Source organism: Chitinophaga caseinilytica (assembly GCF_038396765.1).
In the GTDB taxonomy this organism is placed as follows: Bacteria; Bacteroidota; Bacteroidia; order Chitinophagales; family Chitinophagaceae; genus Chitinophaga; species Chitinophaga caseinilytica.
This window is the reverse complement of record NZ_CP150096.1, coordinates 6,217,351-6,236,244: the sequence shown is the minus strand read 5'-3', so window position 1 is coordinate 6,236,244 and position 18,894 is coordinate 6,217,351. Positions and strand designations below refer to the sequence as shown.

Below are 18,894 nucleotides of genomic sequence, written 5' to 3'. Positions count from 1 at the left end.
CAACCGTATCATGAAGAAACTGATCATGTTTTGTGCAATATCCCTGTCGATGGCGGGATGCAGCAAGTACCTAGATAAAAAATCCGACAAAACGACGTCCACCATTGAAACAGCGAATGATCTGCTGTTGCTGTTGAACACAGAATCCCTGTATGTGGGCCCCAGCCTGGGGATTGCGGCGTCCGACGAATATTACATTCCGGATGCGGAACTGATGGCGCTCCCGGAGATTTACCGCGATGTGTATCGCTGGAACGACCGGGAGCAGTTGTTCGCAGATTATTTCCAGCAATACAACAGGGTTTTTTATGCCAACACGATTTTGTCGAACGTGGCGCGTGTGAAAGTAAGCAGCGAGCGGCAGCGGAACGAGTTGAAGGGGATGGCGCTTTTTCTGCGCGGGCTCGCGTTCCTCCAGGCGGCGGAGCTGTATGCGCTGCAATACACTTCCGGCGTGGGAGGAAATGGTCCGGGAATCATTTTACGCTTGAACGAAGACCCGAATGTGCCGAGCGTTCGGGCCGGTCTTCCAGAAACCTACCGGCAGATCCAGGAAGACCTGGAGGCGGCGGTAACGCTTTTGCCGGAGAACGCTCCGTATAAGAATTTGCCCATCAAAGCCGCCGGGCATGCGCTACTGGCGAGATTTTACCTTCAGACCAGGCAATTCAGCCGCGCGCGGGATGCAGCTTCGGCCTGCCTCGCCCTGCATTCCGGATTGCTGGATTTCAGCACTTTGCAGGAAGGGGATTTTCCGCTGGGGAATTACACTTCCAACCCCGAAATCCTCTATTATCAGGTGGCTTCGGAAACACAGGTGGTATCTGTCGAAAATTATCCGAGGGCAGACACAGCGCTTCGTTCCTCCTATGCAACGGGCGATCTCCGGGGAGTGTACTATTTCAGGGAGATCGGCGACGGAACGGAAACATTCCGGAATTCCTATGCCGGTGTGTTCAAACCATTTACCGGCGTTGCGACAGACGAAGTGTACCTCATCCGGGCAGAATGCCTCGCCAGGGAGGGAAAGGTACAGGCTGCGATGGACGATTTGAATGAATTGCTCCGCCATCGTTGGACGGCGGGTGCGTTTGTGCCGGAAACCGCCACCAGCGCCGCAGAAGCCTTGCGCATCGTGCTGCGTGAAAGGAAAAAGGAACTGGTGATGCGGGGGGCGTTGGGCGGACATCAAGCGGCTGAATACGGAACCGGCAACCGCCATCACGCTTCGCCGGAAAATTGGCGGACAGGAGATACAGTTACCACCGGGCGATCTCCGTTTTGCCTGGCTGTTGCCGAAAGAAGTGATAGCGCGGAGCCAGGTGGCACAAACGCCGAGATAAAAAAATCCAACCATATGATACGTTTACTATCAACGATGAGCCTGGTTTTCATAACCGTTTACGCCAACTGCCAGGTGAAGCCCATACGGGTAAGGGTAACTGACTGGCGGCGCGCTTCTGCCGCACTGCCGCCAACATGGTGGCCGATCGTGAAAGAAAAAGTACGTAGCCAGCTTCCGCCGGAAGATTTCGACCAGCTCGCCACCTACGACCCCTGGGTCAGCAAGCCACCAGAAATGTCGTGGACGCATGCACGGCTGATGGCCAACCGGGATTCCGCGGAGTTCATCAATAAGATGAACGAACTGAAACTTTATCAGATCGCCGCGTATACAACCACGCCAACGCCGACGATGAAGCAAGCCGTGGATAAAGTGATCCTGAAAATTCCCTACGAGGAAAACCGTAATTGGATGGATACCGTGAAATGGGACCATCTCTACATCGTAATCAGCAAACAGTTTGTGGAGCCGGTAAAAGAATAGTAAAACCGCCGCTGACTTGCGTCAACGGCGGTCGCTTTTCCGAAATTGTCGTATCGAAGCCAAATCAGAGTTTAACGTCGAGGGCCGGGGTGTCTGCCGTTTCGTTAGACAGGATGTGGGGAGAGCCGCCAGCAACTTTGTTTTCAGCGGTTACGGTCGCAGATACGAGTGCATCGTCGATTTCGAATTCATCTTCAGCCTGAACGGAAATCCAGTTGAAGCTGCCGGTACCGCTTACACGGCTGGCGGAAGACAGGATGTTGTAGTTAGCCACCTGGAACTGGTTTCCGGTGCCTTTGTAAGTCAGGAAGAAAGTAGACACGCGGGTAGTGGTGAAAGAAGAGAGCGTGAGGGCGAACACAACGGCTGCCAGGGCAAAAAGATTCCTTTTCATGTTAGTTGGGTTTTTGAGAATAATGCCTACTCTATTGAACAGGGTTTTCGGCATACCACCTGTCGCCGGACAACGGCGTTATTGCGCAATGATTTCTGTTTGTTTTTTGATGCGGGAGAAGTAGCGGAGCACGATGCCTGCTGCTGATACCGCTATCCCTGAAAGCGCCAGGGCCTGCGTCTGGAACCGGGTGATGTGGTTCAGTAATCCGCCGAACTGCGCCGGATCGCCGGGGAACAGCCAGGCCAGTACAGATAGTGCAACGAAATAACCCAGCGATGCGCCCAGGCCGTACCGCCTTGTTACGGGGAAAAACAACAATGCCGCTGTGATGAATTGCCAGGCCGATATCGCCCAGGCGATGGCGTGGCGCGGGGCGTTGACAGGTGTGTAGAACGCGAGTACGTTCACCGCCGTCTGGTGCTGCGCGATGCTGCCGATGGCGCTATGCAGGAAAAAGATCAGCAGCAGGGCCGAAGCCAGGTCAGATGCGGTGCGGGTTTTAATGGAAAGGGGCATGTTTGTGTTTTTAATGGTGGCGATCGTATCAGTTTTTTCCGTTGGTGACAAAGTAAAGTTCACAAGATTTATAGGAAATGTGGTTTAATATTTCAATTTTTCAGGTGGAGTTTTTCACTTTTCTGTGCGTTGCGCCTGAACTCGGCGGGGGAGAGGCCAAAATGGTGACGGAACACCCGGGAGAAGTAATGTCTGCTTGTAAAACCGCTGCTGGCGCTGATGACATCGATCGTCAGGCGTTTATCCTTTAACAATTCTCTGCCTGCTTCGATTCGTACCCGCTGGATGTAGGCCGATGGCGTACTGCCAGTAGCTTCGCGGAATCGGATCGTGTAGGCGTTGATATTGAGGCCCGCCATCCTGGCCAGGCGCTTTACGCTGATGGGCTCCGCATAATTGTCGGCAATGTGCCGTAGTGTAGTGCGTATACCAGCGGGCATTTGCGAAGTGGCTTCCATCAGGCGGGAAAGCAGTTGCACCCAACTATTCAGCACCGGGATGCTGGCGGCCGACCACGGTATGCGGCGGATCTGTTCCAGCACGGTAATTGTTTCGGGCAGCAAAGCGGTTTCCCGCCAGGAAGTTTCCTTTCCTTCATCGATAGATATACAGCAAAACTCATATTCCCCTGCATGCACGCCGGCAATCACACCCGGCTGAACAAATTGGCGTACGGCATGATGGGCGATGCTCCGGAAGCCATCGGCTTCCATATTTCCCCGTAATCCGAAGCAAATGAAATGGGCAGCGATTGAAGAACTGATGTAAAGCGGTGCGGGCTCGTGGAGGATGAGGTGCACCCAGCTAAGGCTTCCTCCCGGTAGCAACACGCTCCGGCACGCCAGGTGGCCGGAAATGGTGGTGTCTGTATATGCGGCGATGCGTCCTTCGTGTGAGTCAACCAGCAAAGGATCGGCAGCGTGCAACCGTATGCTGGGATGCGAAATTCCGTTCATTGTCTGTGCTGTTTATGGTTGGATGATCTCTTAAGCGTAGCTGACAATAACGGAACAAGGTCGTGGAGGAGCTAAGGTAAAAGGGCAGGGTGCGGCAGGAACGCAGGGAGCCCCGTGGCGGTGTATTTCCATAACGACAGCCAGTTTTCAGCGGAGAATGATATTGAATGCAGCAGATTTCTTATTTTCGCCGGATGCGCCGCTTCATTACCTCCATCCTCCTGTTTCTCCCTGCATTCGCCTTCGCGCAGGAAGTGAAAATTATCCCCCGCGCGGAAATCGATGCAGAATACGAAACGAAGTTCCCCGTGTTCAGGGGCTTCAGCTACGTCGATAATTCCGGCAGCTGGAAAATCCTCCTCTGCGAAAACCAGGATAAAATAACCGCCAAAGATACCGTCAACACCGCGCTCCAGGCCGTCTGCCTCCTCGAAGACCATGGCGGCTACCTCGAGAAATGGACCCTGAACGATTTCATCGAAAAAGAGATGGAGGAATCCCATATCTGGTTCACGACGAGCTACTGCTCCTTCCGCGATCTCGACGCCGATGGCCGCATCGATCCCATCATCGTGTACATGACGAAAGACGGCAACGGAATCCGCCGCGTGAAAGTGTTCGTGGTGTACAAAAACGAAAAATTCGCCGTCCGCGCCGTGGAAAATGAGTTCGATAATGGCCGGTCGCTGCGCTACGCGCCGGGGTTCGACAAACTGCCGGCACCCATCCGCAGCACGGTGGAAACCCTGCTGCAGCGCATGCGGAAAGACCGGGGGCTCCTGCTGAAAAACGGCTAAAACACATTGCATAAACACGAAGGCCCGCCGGTTCCGGCGGGCCTTCGTGTTTATATGGCGCTATGCATCAATAATGGAAGGTATGCTCTACCGTTCGGTCCAGTTGCGGCTGGGTGGGATAAAAAACCTTCGCGCGGCGGAACTGCAATTTTTCCTGCTGGACGGTATAGCTGATTTCCCAGCGGCGCGTCATGGTTTCCGCAGCACCGGCGGCTTGCTGGTGCTCGGAGAATTTGGTGGGCATCCGGTCGAGGACGAACATCAGCGGAACGTTGTATAGTTCATAGTTTTCGAGGTCCATTTCCGATTCGGAAAATATCCAGGGGCTGAAAAGGAACGGCTCGCTCCATTCCTGGAACCTGATGATGCGTTTGTTGCCGTTGGGTTGCGTGCTGGTGATTTCCACCGGGCGCTTTTGCGCGTCGTACGTATAGTTGACCTCGGTAACGAGCTGCTCGCCCGCTTCGTTGAAGTTGTAGTATCGGATGCGGGCGGGCGTGTTGTCGGCGGCGTTGTAGGTGAAGTAGTAATTTCTGCCGGTGGGGTTGATGAGATGGCGGCTGGTGATCCGGTCCACTTTACCGTTTTTGAAAACGTACACGCCTTCTGAAAGGGAGTTTTGGGTAGTGATGCGGGCCAGCATGCCGTTTTCGTAGTGGAAATCCACATCGGCGGACTGCTGGGTGGCGGGATTGATGGATTTGTACTTTTTCAGGGAACTATCCGTGTTCCAGGTATATTCGACCCGGAAGTTGGCGCCGGGAACGAGGGCGATGTCGCACGATTTGAGGAGATGCCCTTTCACGACTTTTGTGAGTACGGGAATGGGTTTGGGGGAATCGGGCGCCTGGGGCTCAGGGTCCTTTTTCTTCGAGCAGGCGGCCAGGGAAAAGGCGGCCAGCGCGGTGAGCAATAGTCTGGTTTTCATAAAAAAGCATGGTTTTGAGTATAGGTAAGCTACCGATTAAAACCCGCGCCGGAAAGGCTTTTCCGACGGAGTGGAAGATTGGTCGTCTGAGTGGTATTATAAACAATCCTAATGCAAAACCGGCGCATTGGGGGATTTTCCGTATCTTTGTAAAGTTTTTTTATGCTCCTGGATATACAATTCGAGCTTTTCCTTCCCTTTAATTTGACATCCAGGCAGTTATCAACGTTACATAAAATCATATCAATTGTCATTCGAGAAATTAGGCCTCATTACACCCATACTTCGCGCACTGGAAACACAAGGCTATACAACACCAACTCCCATCCAGGAACAGGCGATCCCTGTAGTGCTGGAGAAACGGGACCTGCTGGCGTGCGCCCAGACCGGTACCGGCAAAACCGCAGCGTTCGCTATTCCGATCCTGCAGTTGCTTTATAAGGAAAAAGAGGCCGCCCAGGCGCCCGACCGTCATATCAAAACGCTCATCCTTACGCCAACGCGTGAACTGGCGATCCAGATCGCGGAGAATATCCGGGATTATGGCGCGCACACCGGCATCCGCCACCTCGTTATTTTCGGGGGCGTTTCCGCGCAAGGCCAGATCGATGGACTGAGACGCGGAACGGATATCCTCATTGCCACGCCCGGCCGGCTGCTCGACCTCTGGCAGCAGGGGCACATCAACCTGCATTACATCCGCCAGTTCGTGCTCGACGAAGCCGACCGTATGCTCGACATGGGCTTTATCCACGACGTAAAGCGTGTGATCACCAAACTGCCGCAGAAAAGACAGACCCTGTTCTTTTCCGCCACCATGCCCGACGAAATCGCCGGCCTGGCGAACTCCATCCTCTCCAACCCTGAAAAAGTGGCCGTAACGCCCGTTTCCAGCACGGCGGAGAAAGTGGAGCAGCAGCTGTATTACACCGATAAAGCGAGCAAGCGCAAACTGCTCGTGCATGTGTTGAATGACGCATCCATCGTGAGCGCACTCGTCTTCACCCGTACCAAGCACGGCGCAGACCGCGTCGCCAAAGAACTGAGCAAGTCTGGCATCACCGCCAGCGCCATTCACGGCGACAAGTCCCAGAACTCGCGCCAGCGCGCCCTCACCGATTTCAAGGCGGGCCGCATCCGTTGCCTGGTAGCTACAGACATCGCCGCGCGCGGTATCGACGTAGACAACCTGTCGCATGTGATCAACTTCGAGATCCCCAACGTGCCTGAAACGTATGTTCACCGCATCGGCCGTACCGGTCGCGGCGGCGCAAGCGGCATCGCGCTTTCTTTCTGCGACGATGAAGAAAGGGCATATGTGAAGGATATCATAAAGCTCATCAAGCAGCAGATCCCCGTTGTCAGCGATCATCCTTTCCCGGCTCTGGAAGCGCCCGCAGCCCCGGCTCCCGCCGTACAGCTGCGCCAGTCTTCTTCCCAGCAGGCGAACAATCGCAAGCAGCAGCAAAAGCGGAAATGGCACGGCCGTCCGCAGCAGAACAAACAGAAAATCTAACGCGCCCGCTGCGTTAAAAATACCCGACCGGCATCCCGCAACAGTGTTCACTGAAGCAGGATGCCGGTCGGCGTTTATAGTATCTCCCTGTTATAATCTCACATACACATTGGCCTGGTCCCACTCGCTGCGGTTGGGCATCGGCTTGGAGGTGGCGTTGAAACCCGGTACGAAGGAAACATACCAGGCTTTGGTGTCCGTATCGTATTGCAGACCGTAAGTGTCCGATCTGTACGGGCCATGTACCTCCATTTTCAGCGCACGGCCATCGGCCAGTTTCGCTTCAATCTTGTAAATACCGATGGGAATATTGTTGATGTTACAGCTGAGGAAGTTGTTGCCTAATTTCTGGCGGATGGTGAACGTCCGGCTGGCATCGTAGAGCATACCGCCGGCGGGCGTCAGTTTCAGGATGATTTCGGCATTTTTCGGCAGCGCGCCATCGGTGCTGAGTGGTCCGTCGTAAACATCCCAGTTCAGGTAGATCGATCCGCCGAAGTAGTTGTTGGAATACCATGGGCGATGGGCGGCATCGGCGGCATTGGCGGTACCGTGGCCGAGGGCCATCCAGTGTTCCACGCCGCCTTTGTCGTAGGTGTAGACGCTGGCTACGCTGTCTGCCGTGAAAAGACTGATGGGCACGGGTTTTCCGACATAATTGATGACGGCGAACGCGTGCTTGAATTCCGCGGCGCCTTCGAACTCGATTTCATAATATCCTTTGTCGTTGGTAGTTGTGGTGACCAGTTGCTGGAAGCCCGATACCTTTTTCAGCAGGCCCAGTTCTGCGCCTTCGATGGGGTTGCCAGACGCGTCTGTCACGTAGCCGCGTACTTTTTTCGGTTTGAGCGCCAGTTTGGGGAATACGGGGCGGATGGTGGGCAGTCCTTTCATGACGATGGCGTAATTGGTGGTGGGGCCCATGGTGATGGTGGTGTCTCCGCGGAGCACGGGCACCGATACGATCGTGGGCACGCCTTCGTTTCCGGGATTGTCGGGATTGGGGTTGTCGGGGTTTTTGTCGCCGCTTTTCGAACAGGCCATGCAGCATGTGAGCGCGACGAACGCGAGTGAAGTGATCCGTTTCATGATGATGATTTGCCGCAAAATTATCTTCGTCAACGGTTCGGTAGGGGTTAGGGAAGGTGATATGAAGGTTAGTTGGGTTGAATGGATGGATGAGGGGTGTAAAGTGAAATCCTGGAATTATTGTCGATGGATAATTCATGTTCCGGTTGACGGAAGATGCCCTGGCCGGTTGTGTTGCCGTTTCCGTTCCAGCCACGAATCGTACAGTGTATACGCAACCGATAGGATGATGGCGCCTTTGAACATACCGGTGAAACCCCAGGCGGCAAGCCCGCCTACTACGCCGATGAACAGCACGAGAAAAGGCAGCCGTCCACCGCTTTTGGCGATGAGGATCGGTTTCAATATGGCATCCGCCGCCAGCACGAAGCCGCCGTACACCGCGAGGAACACGGCCAGGCCGGTATGCCCTTCCACGGCCGCCCAGATCACCAGCGGCAGCCAGACGAGCAGCGGGCCTACCTGGATCAGCACGAGGAAAAAAATGACGGCGGTAAACAGCATTTTGAAATGCAGGCCGGCGATGGCGAACCCGATGTACGACAATGCGCTGGCGATGAACGCGGTGCCCATGACGCCGATGGAAACGCCACGGATGGCGCTCAGGCTTGCCTGGATAAGGGTTTGCGCATCGCTGCGGCCCAGCAGGTGGCGCAGGATGTTTTTAAGCGGCAGCAGCGTTTTGGGCCCTGCCGCCAGGAGCATGGCAGACACGAGAATGCCCAGCACACACTGGATCGTGGCCCCCGCGATCCCTGCGCCGCCGGTGAGCAGCCGGTGCAGGAGGAGGTTGATCTGGCGATCGTGCCCCACGAGCGCTTCGCGGGGATTGTCGCGCAGTTGCTGCCAGAACTCCGCGATGCTGTTGCCCACGACCGGCAGGGAGGCAATGTTGTCGGGGAGGGGTGGGAGGCCATGCTCGCGCACTTCGCCGGCGAACGACAGCAATTGCGAGGCGTGTTTGCCGAGGGCGCTGATGATCAGGATGAAAGGCAATGCCACAATGGCCAGCAACAATATGGAATAGATGATGGCGGCAAGGGTGCGCCGCTGCCCGGTGCGCCTGCAAAGCCGTTCGAACGGTTGTGCGAGGGAAACGGCGAAGATGATGGCGAAGGTGAAGACGCCGAAAAACACGCGGAGCACATCGTAAACGGCTACGAACAGGGCCAGCAGTAACAGTAGCACGATAACGGATTCCACGGTATTCCGGGAAGAGGAGCGGTGGGTCGGCAGCATGCGGAGACTTTGCGAATTACAACAATTCCCCGGGGCGGAGGGTTCGCCCGAAAAGAAACTTGCGACTAAAATTTTGGAGATTACCGAAATGTTTTGTAATATTGCACCCTCTTTCAGAGAATTCTTGCCCAATAGTATAAGGGTAGTACATCAGGTTCTGGTTCTGAGTGTCGTGGTTCGAATCCATGTTGGGCAACAAAAAAAGCCGCTGTTTCAGCGGCTTTTTTTATGTCTTCTGGCTTGCTTCTCAACCCGTTTCATATCTTGATTATTCTTTCTTGGTTGAATTCGAAGACCAATGCTGTTTTTTTAAAAGTCAGCAATATTTCTCCATTTTTCCCCATCAAACAAATATTACCAGGCGGAATTGTAGGAGAATTATGCGCTAAAGGAAGGCAGCTATTCGCAAAATGTAACCATACCTGATGCTGAATCATATGGATTCCATTCCCAACATACAGTTTGAGTTTGACTGACCCAGCTACCTGTTGCGCTGTCGCAAAAGCGCCGCCTTCGCGGAATCTGCCAGCAAAACCACGGCCCCCGCGAGCATAATAAGATCCTTCAGCACCAGCCTCCCCGCCGCAGAAAGGTACGGAAACCCATGATGGGCACCGCTGAGATCGGGGACCCAGGTCTCGGGCGTCGTCACGAGAAACGACAGTGTACCCACGCCCATGATGATGGTGAGCAGTGCGCCTGCCGTCCCGAACAACGGATGCGCCCGGTCCAGAAGCAGCAGCACACCCATGGCCACCAGCAGTATCCCTAATCCATAAGCATAACCGTAAGTATTGTTCGCCTCGTGCCACGCGATGTTCGCCGGGTGAACTTCCCCTTCCTTATTGCGGTGCTGCCCGTATTCATCGGGATGTTGATAGAAAAAGCGCATAAACGGACTGTTGGCCACAAAGGGCGTGATGCCCTCCGCTTCATACGGCACGAATTTCAACGCGCCGATCCAGATCAATATAACGGAAACAGCTATACGCAACATACGGACGCCGATTTTGTCCAGGCGGGCGGCGAAGGCGAGAAAAGAAGTAACGGATTTCATGTACCGAAGGTACGGCTGTTGCCTCCCTGCAAAAATAGCGGGAAGTCGCCAAAACATGGACGGATCAGACAAGGATCGAAACACCCACCTGCTGCCGGAATTCCCGCGGCGAAACACCCGTCTGCTTGCGGAAGAGGCGGCTCAGGTACAGGGGATCGTTGTACCCCAGTGCCGTGGCGATCTCATTCACGCGCTGGTGCGAGAAATGCAGCGCCCGCTTGGCTTCCTGCACCACGCGCTCGGCGATGAGGTCCGACGGGGTTTTGGAAAGGTATTTTGCGGTGAGGCGGGAAAGGGCTTTGCCGGTGATGTGCATCGCTGCGGCATAATCCGCCGGTTTTTTCCATTGGGTGAAATGCGCTTCGAGCAGCTGATGGAACTGTTGCAGCCGGGGGCCGGCGTCTGGCGGGAGTTGTGTGAGGGTTTCCTCGATCTGGCGGCTTTTGACGCGGGTGGCGATAATGAGGAGGATTTTCAGATGGGCGATGACGAGATCTTCCCGCGCGAGATCGTCGGTGCCAGCCATGGCATCGCGGAGCAGGCGGAGATAATTGTCGGCCGAAGCGGCCTGTTCACCGTCTAGCGGAACGAACGGCGGCGTATAAATGTTGTTGAAAAGGACGCCGTTGCAGGCTACTTCGTGCCGGTGTTTCTCGATACAATAGAAATCGCCGTGGAAACTGAGATGGCTGCCGGAAAATTCTCCATGGAAAGTGTATTCCTGGTAGGGCGTGAAGAAGAGGAGGACAGGGGCATGCAGCGTGAACCGGGCATTTCCGGTTTCACAGACGGCCGAACCGGTCCGCAGGTGGACCACCGCGTAAAGCGGGGCGCGATGCCAGTCGGCCGTTCCGTCGATTTCGCGGAGGCTGGCGAGCAGGGCGCCGTCGGCGGCTCGCCGGATGTTGTGGGCCGTTTCCATTCCCTAAAGATAAGGTAGCGGGCATGGTTTGTTTAAGCAGAACTTAAACAAAATTTTTACCCTCACCAACCCTTAACACCATCCTTCCTTCAACAAATCCCCCATCCCCGTGTTAACCATATACCAGCCCAAGCCCCCGGCACCAGGAAAAATGGAACCACCACATCCCACGATCCATACATCGCCAAGGGCCACAGGCTACACTACATTTGAGGCTCAAAACCATTGTCATGCAACAACTCGTCACCGGCATCCATCACATCACCGCCATGTGCGACAGCTCACAACGCAACATCGATTTCTATTGCGGCATCCTTGGCCTCCGACTCGTGAAAAAAACAGTGAATTTCGATGCTCCAGACGTGTATCACTTCTATTACGGCGACGAAGCCGGCGCCCCCGGCAGCATCCTCACCTTCTTTCCCTTCGCCGGCATCGCTAAAGGCAGAAGAGGAAAGGGAATGCTCAATACCACCACTTTTTCCGTTCCCACCGCGTCGCTGGACTACTGGCAGCAACGCCTCAAACGCTTTAACGTAAACGCCAAACCGCCGCAGGAACGCTTCGGCGAAACCTTCATCTATTTCGAAGACCACGACGGCCTCGGCCTCGAGCTCGTTTTCAATGACGCCGATCCCCGTCCGCCGTTCTCCTACGGCCACATCCCCCTGGAACACTCGGTCCGGGGCTTCTTTTCCGCTGAAATCTGGGAAGAAGGCTACGAGAAAACGGCAGATTTGCTCACGGGCCTCCTCAACCATACGCTCATCTCCGAACACGAAAACCGCTTCCGCTTCGCAGCCAGCGACGTGCCGGGGAGCTACGTAGACGTGCTTTGTACGCCCGATAGCCTGCGCGCCCTCAGCGGCGGCGGCACCGTGCACCACATCGCTTTCGCAACGCCCGACAGGGAGGCGCAAATGGCCGTTCGCACGAAGCTCATGGAACGATCCTTCAATCCCACGCCCATCCTCGACCGCAACTATTTCACTTCGATATATTTCCGCGAACCGGGCGGCGTACTGTTCGAGATCGCTACGTCCGGACCGGGCTTCGCGATCGACGAACCGCCAGCGCACCTCGGCGAGGCGCTCAAACTGCCGCCGCAATACGAGCCCATGCGCGCGGAGCTCCTTGCGTCGCTGCCCGAAGTTTCCGTCAACCCCGATAAATTCCGCTAAACCGATCTTGCTATGCACACCAAGCGAATCATCACATCAGGGACCCCGCTCAAACAGGCATCGCGGGCGCTGGTCCTGGTTCACGGGCGCGGCGGCTCGGCCGATGACATCCTCACACTGGCGCCCCTGCTGGCCGTGGGAGATTACGCGCTGCTGGCGCCGCAGGCCAACGGGAATTCATGGTACCCGCATTCGTTCCTCATGCCGCAGGAAGACAATGAGCCCTGGCTCTCCTCCGCCATAGACGTGCTTTCCGCCACGGTGCAAGATATCCTGGACACCGGCATTCCGCACAGCGGCATCTATTTTACGGGCTTCTCGCAAGGCGCCTGCCTCACGCTCGAATTCGCGGCGCGCCACGCGGTGAAGTACGGCGGCATCGCGGCGTTTACCGGCGGGCTCATCGGCGATCATGTGCACCGCTCCAATTATTCGGGAGATTTTGCCGGGACACCGGTTTTCATCGGTAGCAGCGATCCCGATATGCACGTTCCCGTGAAACGCGTGCGCGAAACCGAAAACGTTTATCAAGACCTCAATGCCGGCATCACCGTCAAAATATACCCGAACATGGGACATACCATTTCCGGGGACGAAATCAACATCGCCAACGAAAAAATCTTCGGCAAAATTTAAATATGCTTATGTGGAAATCAAAAAGCCTGTCTTTGTGGACAGGCTTTTTTTATGGGCGGATTGAATGCGCTATGCGTTCAGCAGCACCTGGAAACGGTCCAGGTATTGGGCCACGTGGAAACCGTCCATCAACGCGTGATGTACGTGAACGGACGTTGGCATCACCCGCCGGCCGGCCTTTTCCGTCATTTTGCCGAAAGAGATCTTCGGGCAGGAATCGGGGAAGGAAAAACTGCGCGCGTGGGAAATACCGGTAAAATTGATCCAGGGGATGGAGGAATAATGGATGACGTTTTCGCCGGAAACGGCCGGCACTAGTCCGGTAGAAGCCTGTACCCGCGCTATTTCCGCGTTGGCGGCGGGCAGGAAATCGGCCATGGCGGGACGGAAATCCATATACGCGAAGCCGAAGGTGCCGTCGGGGCGATTGATGGTAGGGGAGGCGTTCACCTGGCCGAAGATCCAGACATCGTCCCCGGAAATGCGGTACCGGAAAGGCTCCGTTTCGTTGGCCGCCACCAGCGAGCAATGGAGGTATTCCAGGAAGAAGGAATGCCCGCCCGCTTTGGCTTTGTTATATGCAGCCGTACAATCCACTTCCACGGTTACGCCGAAGAATGGCTCTTCGAACCGGCGGAAGAACGCAAACTGGTCTTTGCGCGCCCATGTCGCGATGTCTAACTGTTTTTTCATGATAGTAATAGCGGTAAGATTTCAGGAATGGAGATCACTTGCCGGAGGTTTTCATGTTCCACATTGTGATCGATCCTTTCATACGCCCAGGTGGTATGATAGGGGATGTGGATGGCGTGGCCGCCGAGCGCCAGCACGGGCAGCACGTCAGACTTGAGGGAATTTCCTATCATGAGGAAATTTTCGGGCTTGCAGTCGAGATGGCGGAGGAGCTTTTTATAGTCTTTCTCACCTTTTTCGCTCATGATCTCGATATGATGGAAATAATGTTCCAGTCCGGATTTGAGGAGTTTGCGCTCCTGGTCGAGCAGGTCGCCTTTCGTAGCTACCACGAGGCGGTATTTGCCTTTGAGGGCTTTGAGGACGTCTTCCACACCTTCCAGCAGTTCCACGGGTTTGGCGAGGAGCTCCTTCCCGAATTCGATGGCTTTGTTCAGTATTTCCGGGTTGGCGGTGTTGTTGCTGACGCGGAGGATGGTTTCCACCATGCAGAGCATGAAGGCTTTTACGCCGTAACCATACAGGGGGAGGTTCTGCATTTCGGTGCGGAACAGTTCCTGGGAAACGGTGTGATGGGGGAGGTAATCTTCGAGGAGGGCGCAACATTTCTGTTCGGTTTCCTGGAAATAGGGCTCGTTGACCCAGAGTGTATCGTCGGCGTCGAAAGCGATCGTTGTGATGTTCGTTATCATGATTTCCGTTTTAAGAATGGGGAAAGCAAAGGTAGGTTTTTCCCGGTTACATCATCACCGCGGAAAGCGCCAGCACGGCGAGGAAAGCGGTGATCCCCATCAGCAGGGTAGCCACGGAATAGACTTTGAGCATGGGCTGCATGTCGAGCCCGGAGAATTTGCTGATCACCCAGAAATAGGCGTCGTTCGCATGCGAAATCGCCATGCTCCCCGCGCCGAGGGCCAGCATGCAAAGCAGGCGGCCGGTATCGCTGTCGAGCCCCAGTTTGGGCAGCAGTTGCCCTACGATGGCCGCGGCGGTGATGATGGCTACGGTAGACGATCCCTGGGCCGTTTTCAGGAGCACGGCCAGTAAAAACGGGAAGAAAAGCCCGAGTTGGCCCAGCGGCAGTGCGTCGGAAAGGTGCGTGCCGAGGTCGGTGGTGGCGAGGATGGCCCCGAAAGCGCCGCCGGCGCCGATGATCACGAGGATGCCGCCCGCTTTTTCGGAAGCTTCCAGCATCAGGCGGCTCACTTCCGCCTTCTTCCATCCCGTTCCCGTGTACAATGCCAGCAAAACCCCTACCGACAGGGCCACTACCGGATCACCCAATATCTGCAACACATCCGACCCATGTTCCATTTTCATGAACGCGCCCAGCGCAATGAGCAGAATGGGCACCGCGATGGGCAAAAACGCTTTCCAGGCGGGCGTTGCGGGAAGCGGCTCGTCTTCATGCGCATCGTGCGGAACGTTTCCCGCTACGCGTTTCCCCATCCAGGAAGCCCACCAGCAACCGGCAATGGCAGCCGGAATGGCCACGGCAGACCCGATCAGCATCAGCCGGCCAATGTCTGCCCCGATCGTTCCCGCGGCGGCGGTAGCGCCCGGGTGCGGGGGGATGAGGCAATGCACCGCGTAGAGGCCCGACGCGAGGGAAACGGACATCACCAGCAGCGGCACGCCGCTTCGCCCGGCTACGGAACGGTTCAGCCCGCTCAGCACGATGTAGCCGCTATCGCAGAAAATGGGCAGCCCCACGATAAAACCCGTGATCCCCATGGCCGTGGCGGCCCTTTTCTCCCCAACGAGCTTCAGGATGGCGGCAGCCATCACGCGGGTGGCGCCGGTGTGTTCGAGGATCACGCCGAGCATGGTGCCCAGCACGATAATGAAGCCCAGGCTTTGCATGATGTGCCCGAAACCCTCTTTCATGACGGAAATGATTTTCGGGAACGGCAGTTGCACGCCGAGCCCTACGGCGAAGCAGGCGAGGAAAAGCGCGAAGAACGCATGAACGCGGAATTTTACCGTCAGCAGTACGATCAGGCCGATACCTGCCGCCAAAGACAGCAGTACCTGGATGAAGGAAGCAGTCATTCCACAATATAAACATTCTCCGCTCCCGGGGAAACCCTAAATGAGGTCGAACGCCTGCGCGAACCGCGTAACGTCGTAGCTGGATTGTGCGTGCAGTTTGTTTTTGATATTGCGGCGATGGGTAGACACCGTTTTCTCCGAAATGTTCAGCTGGGTGGCCATTTCAGCGGTATTACGGCCCAGGCCCATGAGCGTCAGCACTTCCTTTTCGCGGTGCGTGAGCCCGCCGAAGATATGCTTGTTGGCGCGCAGGAAAGTATTTTCTTCCAGCAGCCGGTTCACTTTCGCGTTGATGTAATGCGCCTGTTCTACGGGCAGGGCGAAGGTGATGCAATGCGTGGGCAACCCGTCGGCGTTGCGGAAGAAAATGCGCGTGGCGCCGAGGTACCATTGCCATTCGTCGGCTGCGGAAGGCCGCACCTGGTGGAAGAAAGAGACGAATTCACGCTCCTTGTTTTCCTGTATCATCTGCATGATGCGGGGCACGTAATCGTCCATCTCCGCGGGATTGAAGAACCGGTGGAAATAGGCGATGCCCATGTCTTTGAGTTCCTGCAGGTTGGTGCGGAGGATCCGCTGGCCCCAGGGAGACATGTACTCCACCGTTTGCGTGAGAATATTATGTATGATAATGACGGCCGGGAGATCTTCGCTGACCAGCTCCAGTTGTGCGATCTTGGTTGACAGTTCCATTTCCATGGTAGGGATGCTCATGTATGTCTGCGCAAGATACGCAGAAAGCTACACGTGTAAAATACCTTCCATTACAATGGTCGACGCCCCGCTCACCCAGATCCCCGCTCCGGTGAAGCGGAATCGCAGTATGGAGGGTTGCTGGAGCTTCACGCCCTGTAAAATGGCGTATTCCTTGTCTTTGTGGATGTACCCTTTCTGGAAAAGAAAGCCGCCCAGCGGCCCTGCGGCCGATCCCGTAGCCGCGTCTTCCCCGCCGGCCGGGTGGAAAAATCGCGCCTGCGCGATCTGCGGCGTGTCCTTGTCCGTGATCACGAAGCAGTAACAGCCCTGGAACCCGTATCCCGTGGCGATGTTGTGCAGGGCGCCGGTGTTCGGCGTGGCGCGGTTGAGCGCGTCGATATTGCGGAGGGGCACCATGAGGTGCGATACTTCGGTGGTCACAACGGTAGGGTGCCAGTCGAACAGCTTCACGTCTTCCGGTTCCAGGTGCAGCGCGGCGGCGATGTCTTCCGCGGGAACGGTGTTGCCGTAGCGGGGTGCCTGTTGCAGCATGCCGATGAAGGGGAGGTCGTTACTGTTGTTTTCGATGTTAAGCTGGATGCGCCGGTCTTTCATGATGACCGACGGAACGCCTTCCTGTACGCGGAAAACGTTCATGTCTTTGAGCACGGCGAGGCAAACGGCGCCCAGCAGGTTATGCCCCGCGCCGGAAATTTCGCGGCCGTTGCGGGTGAAGGAGCGGACGCGGAGGGCCTTGTCTTCTTTCGAATAGTGCATGAAAGAAGTTTCGAGGTAGCCGAATTCGCGGGAGATTTGTTGGTAAAGCGAGGTTTCCAGCGGTTTGCCGGTTACCACCACGGGTAAGGGATTGCCTTTAAAACGTTCATTGGTAAAAACATCGAGAACATAATAGGGCATGGTGTTCTGTTCGGATTTCATAGCATTCTCACTAGATATTCAATCAAAAAGTTGGCCGTTAAATGTACAACGTTTTATGAATTGCGCGATGAAAAATCGGATCAGGCGAGGGATAATAACTTGTTGCGCACCAACAGGCAAGCGCCGATGACGCCCGCTTTTTCGCCGAGGCGCGACAGCATGAGCTGCGTATCGTTGTTGACGAGGCTGAGGGAATATTTATTGATGGCCGATTTGATGGGAAGCCGGATGATGTCGCCCGTGGTGCTCAGGCTGCCGCCGAGGATCACGAGCTCGGGGTTGAAAAGGTTGATGAGGACGGCGATGCCTTTGCCCAGTTTTTCCCCGATCTCGGCTACGAGCTCGATGGCGAGGGTGTCGTCGCTGTTGGCGGCCTGGATGATATCGTCCAGCGTCACCTGGTCGGGTTGCTTGTGCTTGCGCATTACTACGGTGGAGAAACCTTCGCGCAGTTTGGCCTGGAAATTCCGGACGAGCGCCTGCCCGGAGGCTTCCGTCTCCAGGCAACCTTTCTTCCCGCAATGGCAGATCAGTTCGTTATTGAAAAAAGGGATGTGCCCGAATTCTCCCGCAAAGCCGGATTTGCCGTAGTAGAGCTGTCCGTTGATGAGAATACCGAGCCCGATGCCGTGGTCGAGGTTGATGAAAAGGACGTTTTTTTCCTGGTTGACGGTGCCGCTGCTGAATTCGCCGTAGGCCATGGCGCGGGAGTCGTTTTCCAGGAAGGTGCGGATGCCGACTTTCGACTCGATCACCTTGCTGAGGGGCTCTTCGTTGAAATGGAAGAAGCTGTAACTGTAACCGGTGGCGTAGTTGATGCGGCCGGTGAGGTTCACGCCCATGCCCATGATCTTTTCGCGGGGAACAGATAGTTCGTCGATGAACCGGGAAATGATGCTGCAAAGCTCGTCGAGCGATGCGGCCGTATTCTGCAGTTCGTACGGTATCTTTTCCATGCTTTTGACGAGGTTGCGCTTGAAATCGAGCAGGCCGATGTTGATATGGAATTTCTTCACTTCCACCCCCACGAAAAATCCCGCGTCGGGCGCTATGCCGTAAATGTTGGGTTTGCGGCCGCCGGTGCTGTCGATCTTTCCGTAATCGTTCACCAGCCCTTCCTGCAGCAGATCGTTCAGCAAATGGGTCACCTTGGGCGTGGAAGCGTTCAGTTCCCGCGCCAGGTCGGCGATCGTGGCATCGTTGTGCTGGGTGAAATATGCCAGGATTTTCTTTTTCAGATTTAGATTCTTGTATGCTACCCCGCCGATGTTCTCATCGTTCAGTTCTTCAAAAAATGTCGGTTGACCCATATATGCGATTTGGGAGTGGTCCTCAGTTTAACCTCAATATCCTGTCAAGATACAAAGCTATTGTTTTTAAAAAAATAAAAATGGAGAAGGGTAATTGAAGATTGTTTTGAAAAAAATTAATAAGATGTTGCAGGAAGGTAAA

19 protein-coding genes and 1 tRNA gene are annotated in these 18,894 nt (G+C 55.5%); 6 read left to right on the top strand and 14 right to left on the bottom strand.

Features of this window, described 5'->3' with window-relative positions:
- Window positions 1–10: 10 nt before the first annotated feature.
- The gene (locus tag WJU22_RS25845; protein WP_341841052.1) at window positions 11–1,828 is read left to right on the top strand and encodes a RagB/SusD family nutrient uptake outer membrane protein; all 1,818 of its coding nucleotides are present in this window, start codon (window positions 11–13) and stop codon (window positions 1,826–1,828) included.
- A gap of 64 nt (window positions 1,829–1,892) precedes the next feature.
- Here the strand turns inward: WJU22_RS25845 and WJU22_RS25840 are convergent, their stop codons facing one another.
- The 3 genes from WJU22_RS25840 to WJU22_RS25830 all read right to left on the bottom strand — a co-directional run bounded on the left by WJU22_RS25840 (window position 1,893) and on the right by WJU22_RS25830 (window position 3,697).
- Complete coding sequence (locus WJU22_RS25840; RefSeq protein WP_341841051.1) at window positions 1,893–2,222, bottom strand: hypothetical protein; 330 nt, start codon at window positions 2,220–2,222, stop codon at window positions 1,893–1,895.
- Window positions 2,223–2,300: 78 nt separating this feature from the next.
- The gene (locus tag WJU22_RS25835) at window positions 2,301–2,741 is read right to left on the bottom strand and encodes a MauE/DoxX family redox-associated membrane protein (protein WP_341841050.1); all 441 of its coding nucleotides are present in this window, start codon (window positions 2,739–2,741) and stop codon (window positions 2,301–2,303) included.
- A gap of 92 nt (window positions 2,742–2,833) precedes the next feature.
- A complete protein-coding gene (locus tag WJU22_RS25830) occupies window positions 2,834–3,697 on the bottom strand; it encodes an AraC family transcriptional regulator (protein ID WP_341841049.1) in 864 nt (287 codons plus the stop codon).
- Window positions 3,698–3,864: 167 nt separating this feature from the next.
- Here WJU22_RS25830 and WJU22_RS25825 point away from each other — a divergent pair, with 167 nt between their 5' ends.
- The gene (locus WJU22_RS25825) at window positions 3,865–4,494 is read left to right on the top strand and encodes a M949_RS01915 family surface polysaccharide biosynthesis protein (protein WP_341841048.1); all 630 of its coding nucleotides are present in this window, start codon (window positions 3,865–3,867) and stop codon (window positions 4,492–4,494) included.
- A gap of 67 nt (window positions 4,495–4,561) precedes the next feature.
- Here WJU22_RS25825 and WJU22_RS25820 read toward each other — a convergent pair whose 3' ends face one another.
- Window positions 4,562–5,422 carry a hypothetical protein gene (locus tag WJU22_RS25820; RefSeq protein ID WP_341841047.1) on the bottom strand — a complete coding sequence of 287 codons (861 nt, stop codon included), beginning with the start codon at window positions 5,420–5,422 and terminating at the stop codon, window positions 4,562–4,564.
- A gap of 247 nt (window positions 5,423–5,669) precedes the next feature.
- Between WJU22_RS25820 and WJU22_RS25815 the strand changes: the two genes are divergently transcribed.
- The gene (locus tag WJU22_RS25815) at window positions 5,670–6,938 is read left to right on the top strand and encodes a DEAD/DEAH box helicase (RefSeq protein WP_341841046.1); all 1,269 of its coding nucleotides are present in this window, start codon (window positions 5,670–5,672) and stop codon (window positions 6,936–6,938) included.
- A 90-nt stretch (window positions 6,939–7,028) separates the two neighbouring features.
- Here the strand turns inward: WJU22_RS25815 and WJU22_RS25810 are convergent, their stop codons facing one another.
- Together WJU22_RS25810 and WJU22_RS25805 are read right to left on the bottom strand one after the other, a co-directional pair.
- Entirely contained in the window at window positions 7,029–8,027 is a 999-nt protein-coding gene (locus WJU22_RS25810; protein WP_341841045.1) for a carboxypeptidase-like regulatory domain-containing protein, read from the bottom strand.
- Between the two features lie 135 nt (window positions 8,028–8,162).
- On the bottom strand, window positions 8,163–9,266 hold the full coding sequence (locus WJU22_RS25805; protein WP_341841044.1) for an AI-2E family transporter: 1,104 nt from the start codon (window positions 9,264–9,266) through the stop codon (window positions 8,163–8,165).
- Window positions 9,267–9,391: 125 nt separating this feature from the next.
- Here WJU22_RS25805 and WJU22_RS25800 point away from each other — a divergent pair.
- Window positions 9,392–9,462, top strand: a tRNA-Gln gene (locus tag WJU22_RS25800).
- 285 nt (window positions 9,463–9,747) lie between these two features.
- On the opposite strand, the gene WJU22_RS25795 is transcribed toward WJU22_RS25800, so the two are convergent.
- Together WJU22_RS25795 and WJU22_RS25790 are read right to left on the bottom strand one after the other, a co-directional pair.
- The gene (locus tag WJU22_RS25795) at window positions 9,748–10,263 is read right to left on the bottom strand and encodes a DUF417 family protein (protein ID WP_341841043.1); all 516 of its coding nucleotides are present in this window, start codon (window positions 10,261–10,263) and stop codon (window positions 9,748–9,750) included.
- Window positions 10,264–10,387: 124 nt separating this feature from the next.
- On the bottom strand, window positions 10,388–11,245 hold the full coding sequence (locus WJU22_RS25790; protein WP_341841042.1) for an AraC family transcriptional regulator: 858 nt from the start codon (window positions 11,243–11,245) through the stop codon (window positions 10,388–10,390).
- Window positions 11,246–11,475: 230 nt separating this feature from the next.
- On the opposite strand from WJU22_RS25790, the gene WJU22_RS25785 reads away from it, so the two are divergent.
- Together WJU22_RS25785 and WJU22_RS25780 are read left to right on the top strand one after the other, a co-directional pair.
- Window positions 11,476–12,426: a ring-cleaving dioxygenase gene (locus WJU22_RS25785; RefSeq protein ID WP_341841041.1), complete on the top strand. Its 951-nt coding sequence runs from the start codon at window positions 11,476–11,478 to the stop codon at window positions 12,424–12,426.
- A gap of 12 nt (window positions 12,427–12,438) precedes the next feature.
- Window positions 12,439–13,062 carry an alpha/beta hydrolase gene (locus WJU22_RS25780; RefSeq protein ID WP_341841040.1) on the top strand — a complete coding sequence of 208 codons (624 nt, stop codon included), beginning with the start codon at window positions 12,439–12,441 and terminating at the stop codon, window positions 13,060–13,062.
- Between the two features lie 69 nt (window positions 13,063–13,131).
- Here the strand turns inward: WJU22_RS25780 and WJU22_RS25775 are convergent, their stop codons facing one another.
- The 6 genes from WJU22_RS25775 to WJU22_RS25750 all read right to left on the bottom strand — a co-directional run bounded on the left by WJU22_RS25775 (window position 13,132) and on the right by WJU22_RS25750 (window position 18,752).
- Entirely contained in the window at window positions 13,132–13,755 is a 624-nt protein-coding gene (locus WJU22_RS25775; protein ID WP_341841039.1) for a CatA-like O-acetyltransferase, read from the bottom strand.
- Window positions 13,752–14,447: an HAD family hydrolase gene (locus WJU22_RS25770; protein WP_341841038.1), complete on the bottom strand. Its 696-nt coding sequence runs from the start codon at window positions 14,445–14,447 to the stop codon at window positions 13,752–13,754. The genes WJU22_RS25775 and WJU22_RS25770 overlap by 4 nt, the downstream gene beginning before the upstream one ends.
- Before the next feature lie 46 nt (window positions 14,448–14,493).
- A complete protein-coding gene (locus WJU22_RS25765) occupies window positions 14,494–15,807 on the bottom strand; it encodes a GntP family permease (RefSeq protein WP_341841037.1) in 1,314 nt (437 codons plus the stop codon).
- A gap of 36 nt (window positions 15,808–15,843) precedes the next feature.
- Complete coding sequence (locus tag WJU22_RS25760) at window positions 15,844–16,521, bottom strand: helix-turn-helix transcriptional regulator (RefSeq protein ID WP_341841036.1); 678 nt, start codon at window positions 16,519–16,521, stop codon at window positions 15,844–15,846.
- Window positions 16,522–16,548: 27 nt separating this feature from the next.
- Window positions 16,549–17,442 carry a PhzF family phenazine biosynthesis protein gene (locus tag WJU22_RS25755; RefSeq protein WP_341841035.1) on the bottom strand — a complete coding sequence of 298 codons (894 nt, stop codon included), beginning with the start codon at window positions 17,440–17,442 and terminating at the stop codon, window positions 16,549–16,551.
- An 80-nt stretch (window positions 17,443–17,522) separates the two neighbouring features.
- Window positions 17,523–18,752, bottom strand: coding sequence for an ROK family transcriptional regulator (locus tag WJU22_RS25750; protein ID WP_341841034.1), 1,230 nt, complete (start codon window positions 18,750–18,752; stop codon window positions 17,523–17,525).
- Between the last annotated feature and the right edge of the window lie 142 nt (window positions 18,753–18,894).

What these genes read in the sequence shown, in the direction of transcription:
- WJU22_RS25845 (WP_341841052.1), top strand. Translation starts at nt 11, where the DNA reads ATGAAGAAACTGATCATGTTTTGTGCAATATCCCTGTCGATGGCGGGA.
- WJU22_RS25840 (WP_341841051.1), bottom strand. Translation starts at nt 2,222, where the DNA reads ATGAAAAGGAATCTTTTTGCCCTGGCAGCCGTTGTGTTCGCCCTCACG.
- WJU22_RS25835 (WP_341841050.1), bottom strand. Translation starts at nt 2,741, where the DNA reads ATGCCCCTTTCCATTAAAACCCGCACCGCATCTGACCTGGCTTCGGCC.
- WJU22_RS25830 (WP_341841049.1), bottom strand. Translation starts at nt 3,697, where the DNA reads ATGAACGGAATTTCGCATCCCAGCATACGGTTGCACGCTGCCGATCCT.
- WJU22_RS25825 (WP_341841048.1), top strand. Translation starts at nt 3,865, where the DNA reads ATGCAGCAGATTTCTTATTTTCGCCGGATGCGCCGCTTCATTACCTCC.
- WJU22_RS25820 (WP_341841047.1), bottom strand. Translation starts at nt 5,422, where the DNA reads ATGAAAACCAGACTATTGCTCACCGCGCTGGCCGCCTTTTCCCTGGCC.
- WJU22_RS25810 (WP_341841045.1), bottom strand. Translation starts at nt 8,027, where the DNA reads ATGAAACGGATCACTTCACTCGCGTTCGTCGCGCTCACATGCTGCATG.
- WJU22_RS25805 (WP_341841044.1), bottom strand. Translation starts at nt 9,266, where the DNA reads ATGCTGCCGACCCACCGCTCCTCTTCCCGGAATACCGTGGAATCCGTT.
- WJU22_RS25795 (WP_341841043.1), bottom strand. Translation starts at nt 10,263, where the DNA reads ATGTTGCGTATAGCTGTTTCCGTTATATTGATCTGGATCGGCGCGTTG.
- WJU22_RS25790 (WP_341841042.1), bottom strand. Translation starts at nt 11,245, where the DNA reads ATGGAAACGGCCCACAACATCCGGCGAGCCGCCGACGGCGCCCTGCTC.
- WJU22_RS25785 (WP_341841041.1), top strand. Translation starts at nt 11,476, where the DNA reads ATGCAACAACTCGTCACCGGCATCCATCACATCACCGCCATGTGCGAC.
- WJU22_RS25780 (WP_341841040.1), top strand. Translation starts at nt 12,439, where the DNA reads ATGCACACCAAGCGAATCATCACATCAGGGACCCCGCTCAAACAGGCA.
- WJU22_RS25775 (WP_341841039.1), bottom strand. Translation starts at nt 13,755, where the DNA reads ATGAAAAAACAGTTAGACATCGCGACATGGGCGCGCAAAGACCAGTTT.
- WJU22_RS25770 (WP_341841038.1), bottom strand. Translation starts at nt 14,447, where the DNA reads ATGATAACGAACATCACAACGATCGCTTTCGACGCCGACGATACACTC.
- WJU22_RS25765 (WP_341841037.1), bottom strand. Translation starts at nt 15,807, where the DNA reads ATGACTGCTTCCTTCATCCAGGTACTGCTGTCTTTGGCGGCAGGTATC.
- WJU22_RS25760 (WP_341841036.1), bottom strand. Translation starts at nt 16,521, where the DNA reads ATGAGCATCCCTACCATGGAAATGGAACTGTCAACCAAGATCGCACAA.
- WJU22_RS25755 (WP_341841035.1), bottom strand. Translation starts at nt 17,442, where the DNA reads ATGAAATCCGAACAGAACACCATGCCCTATTATGTTCTCGATGTTTTT.
- WJU22_RS25750 (WP_341841034.1), bottom strand. Translation starts at nt 18,752, where the DNA reads ATGGGTCAACCGACATTTTTTGAAGAACTGAACGATGAGAACATCGGC.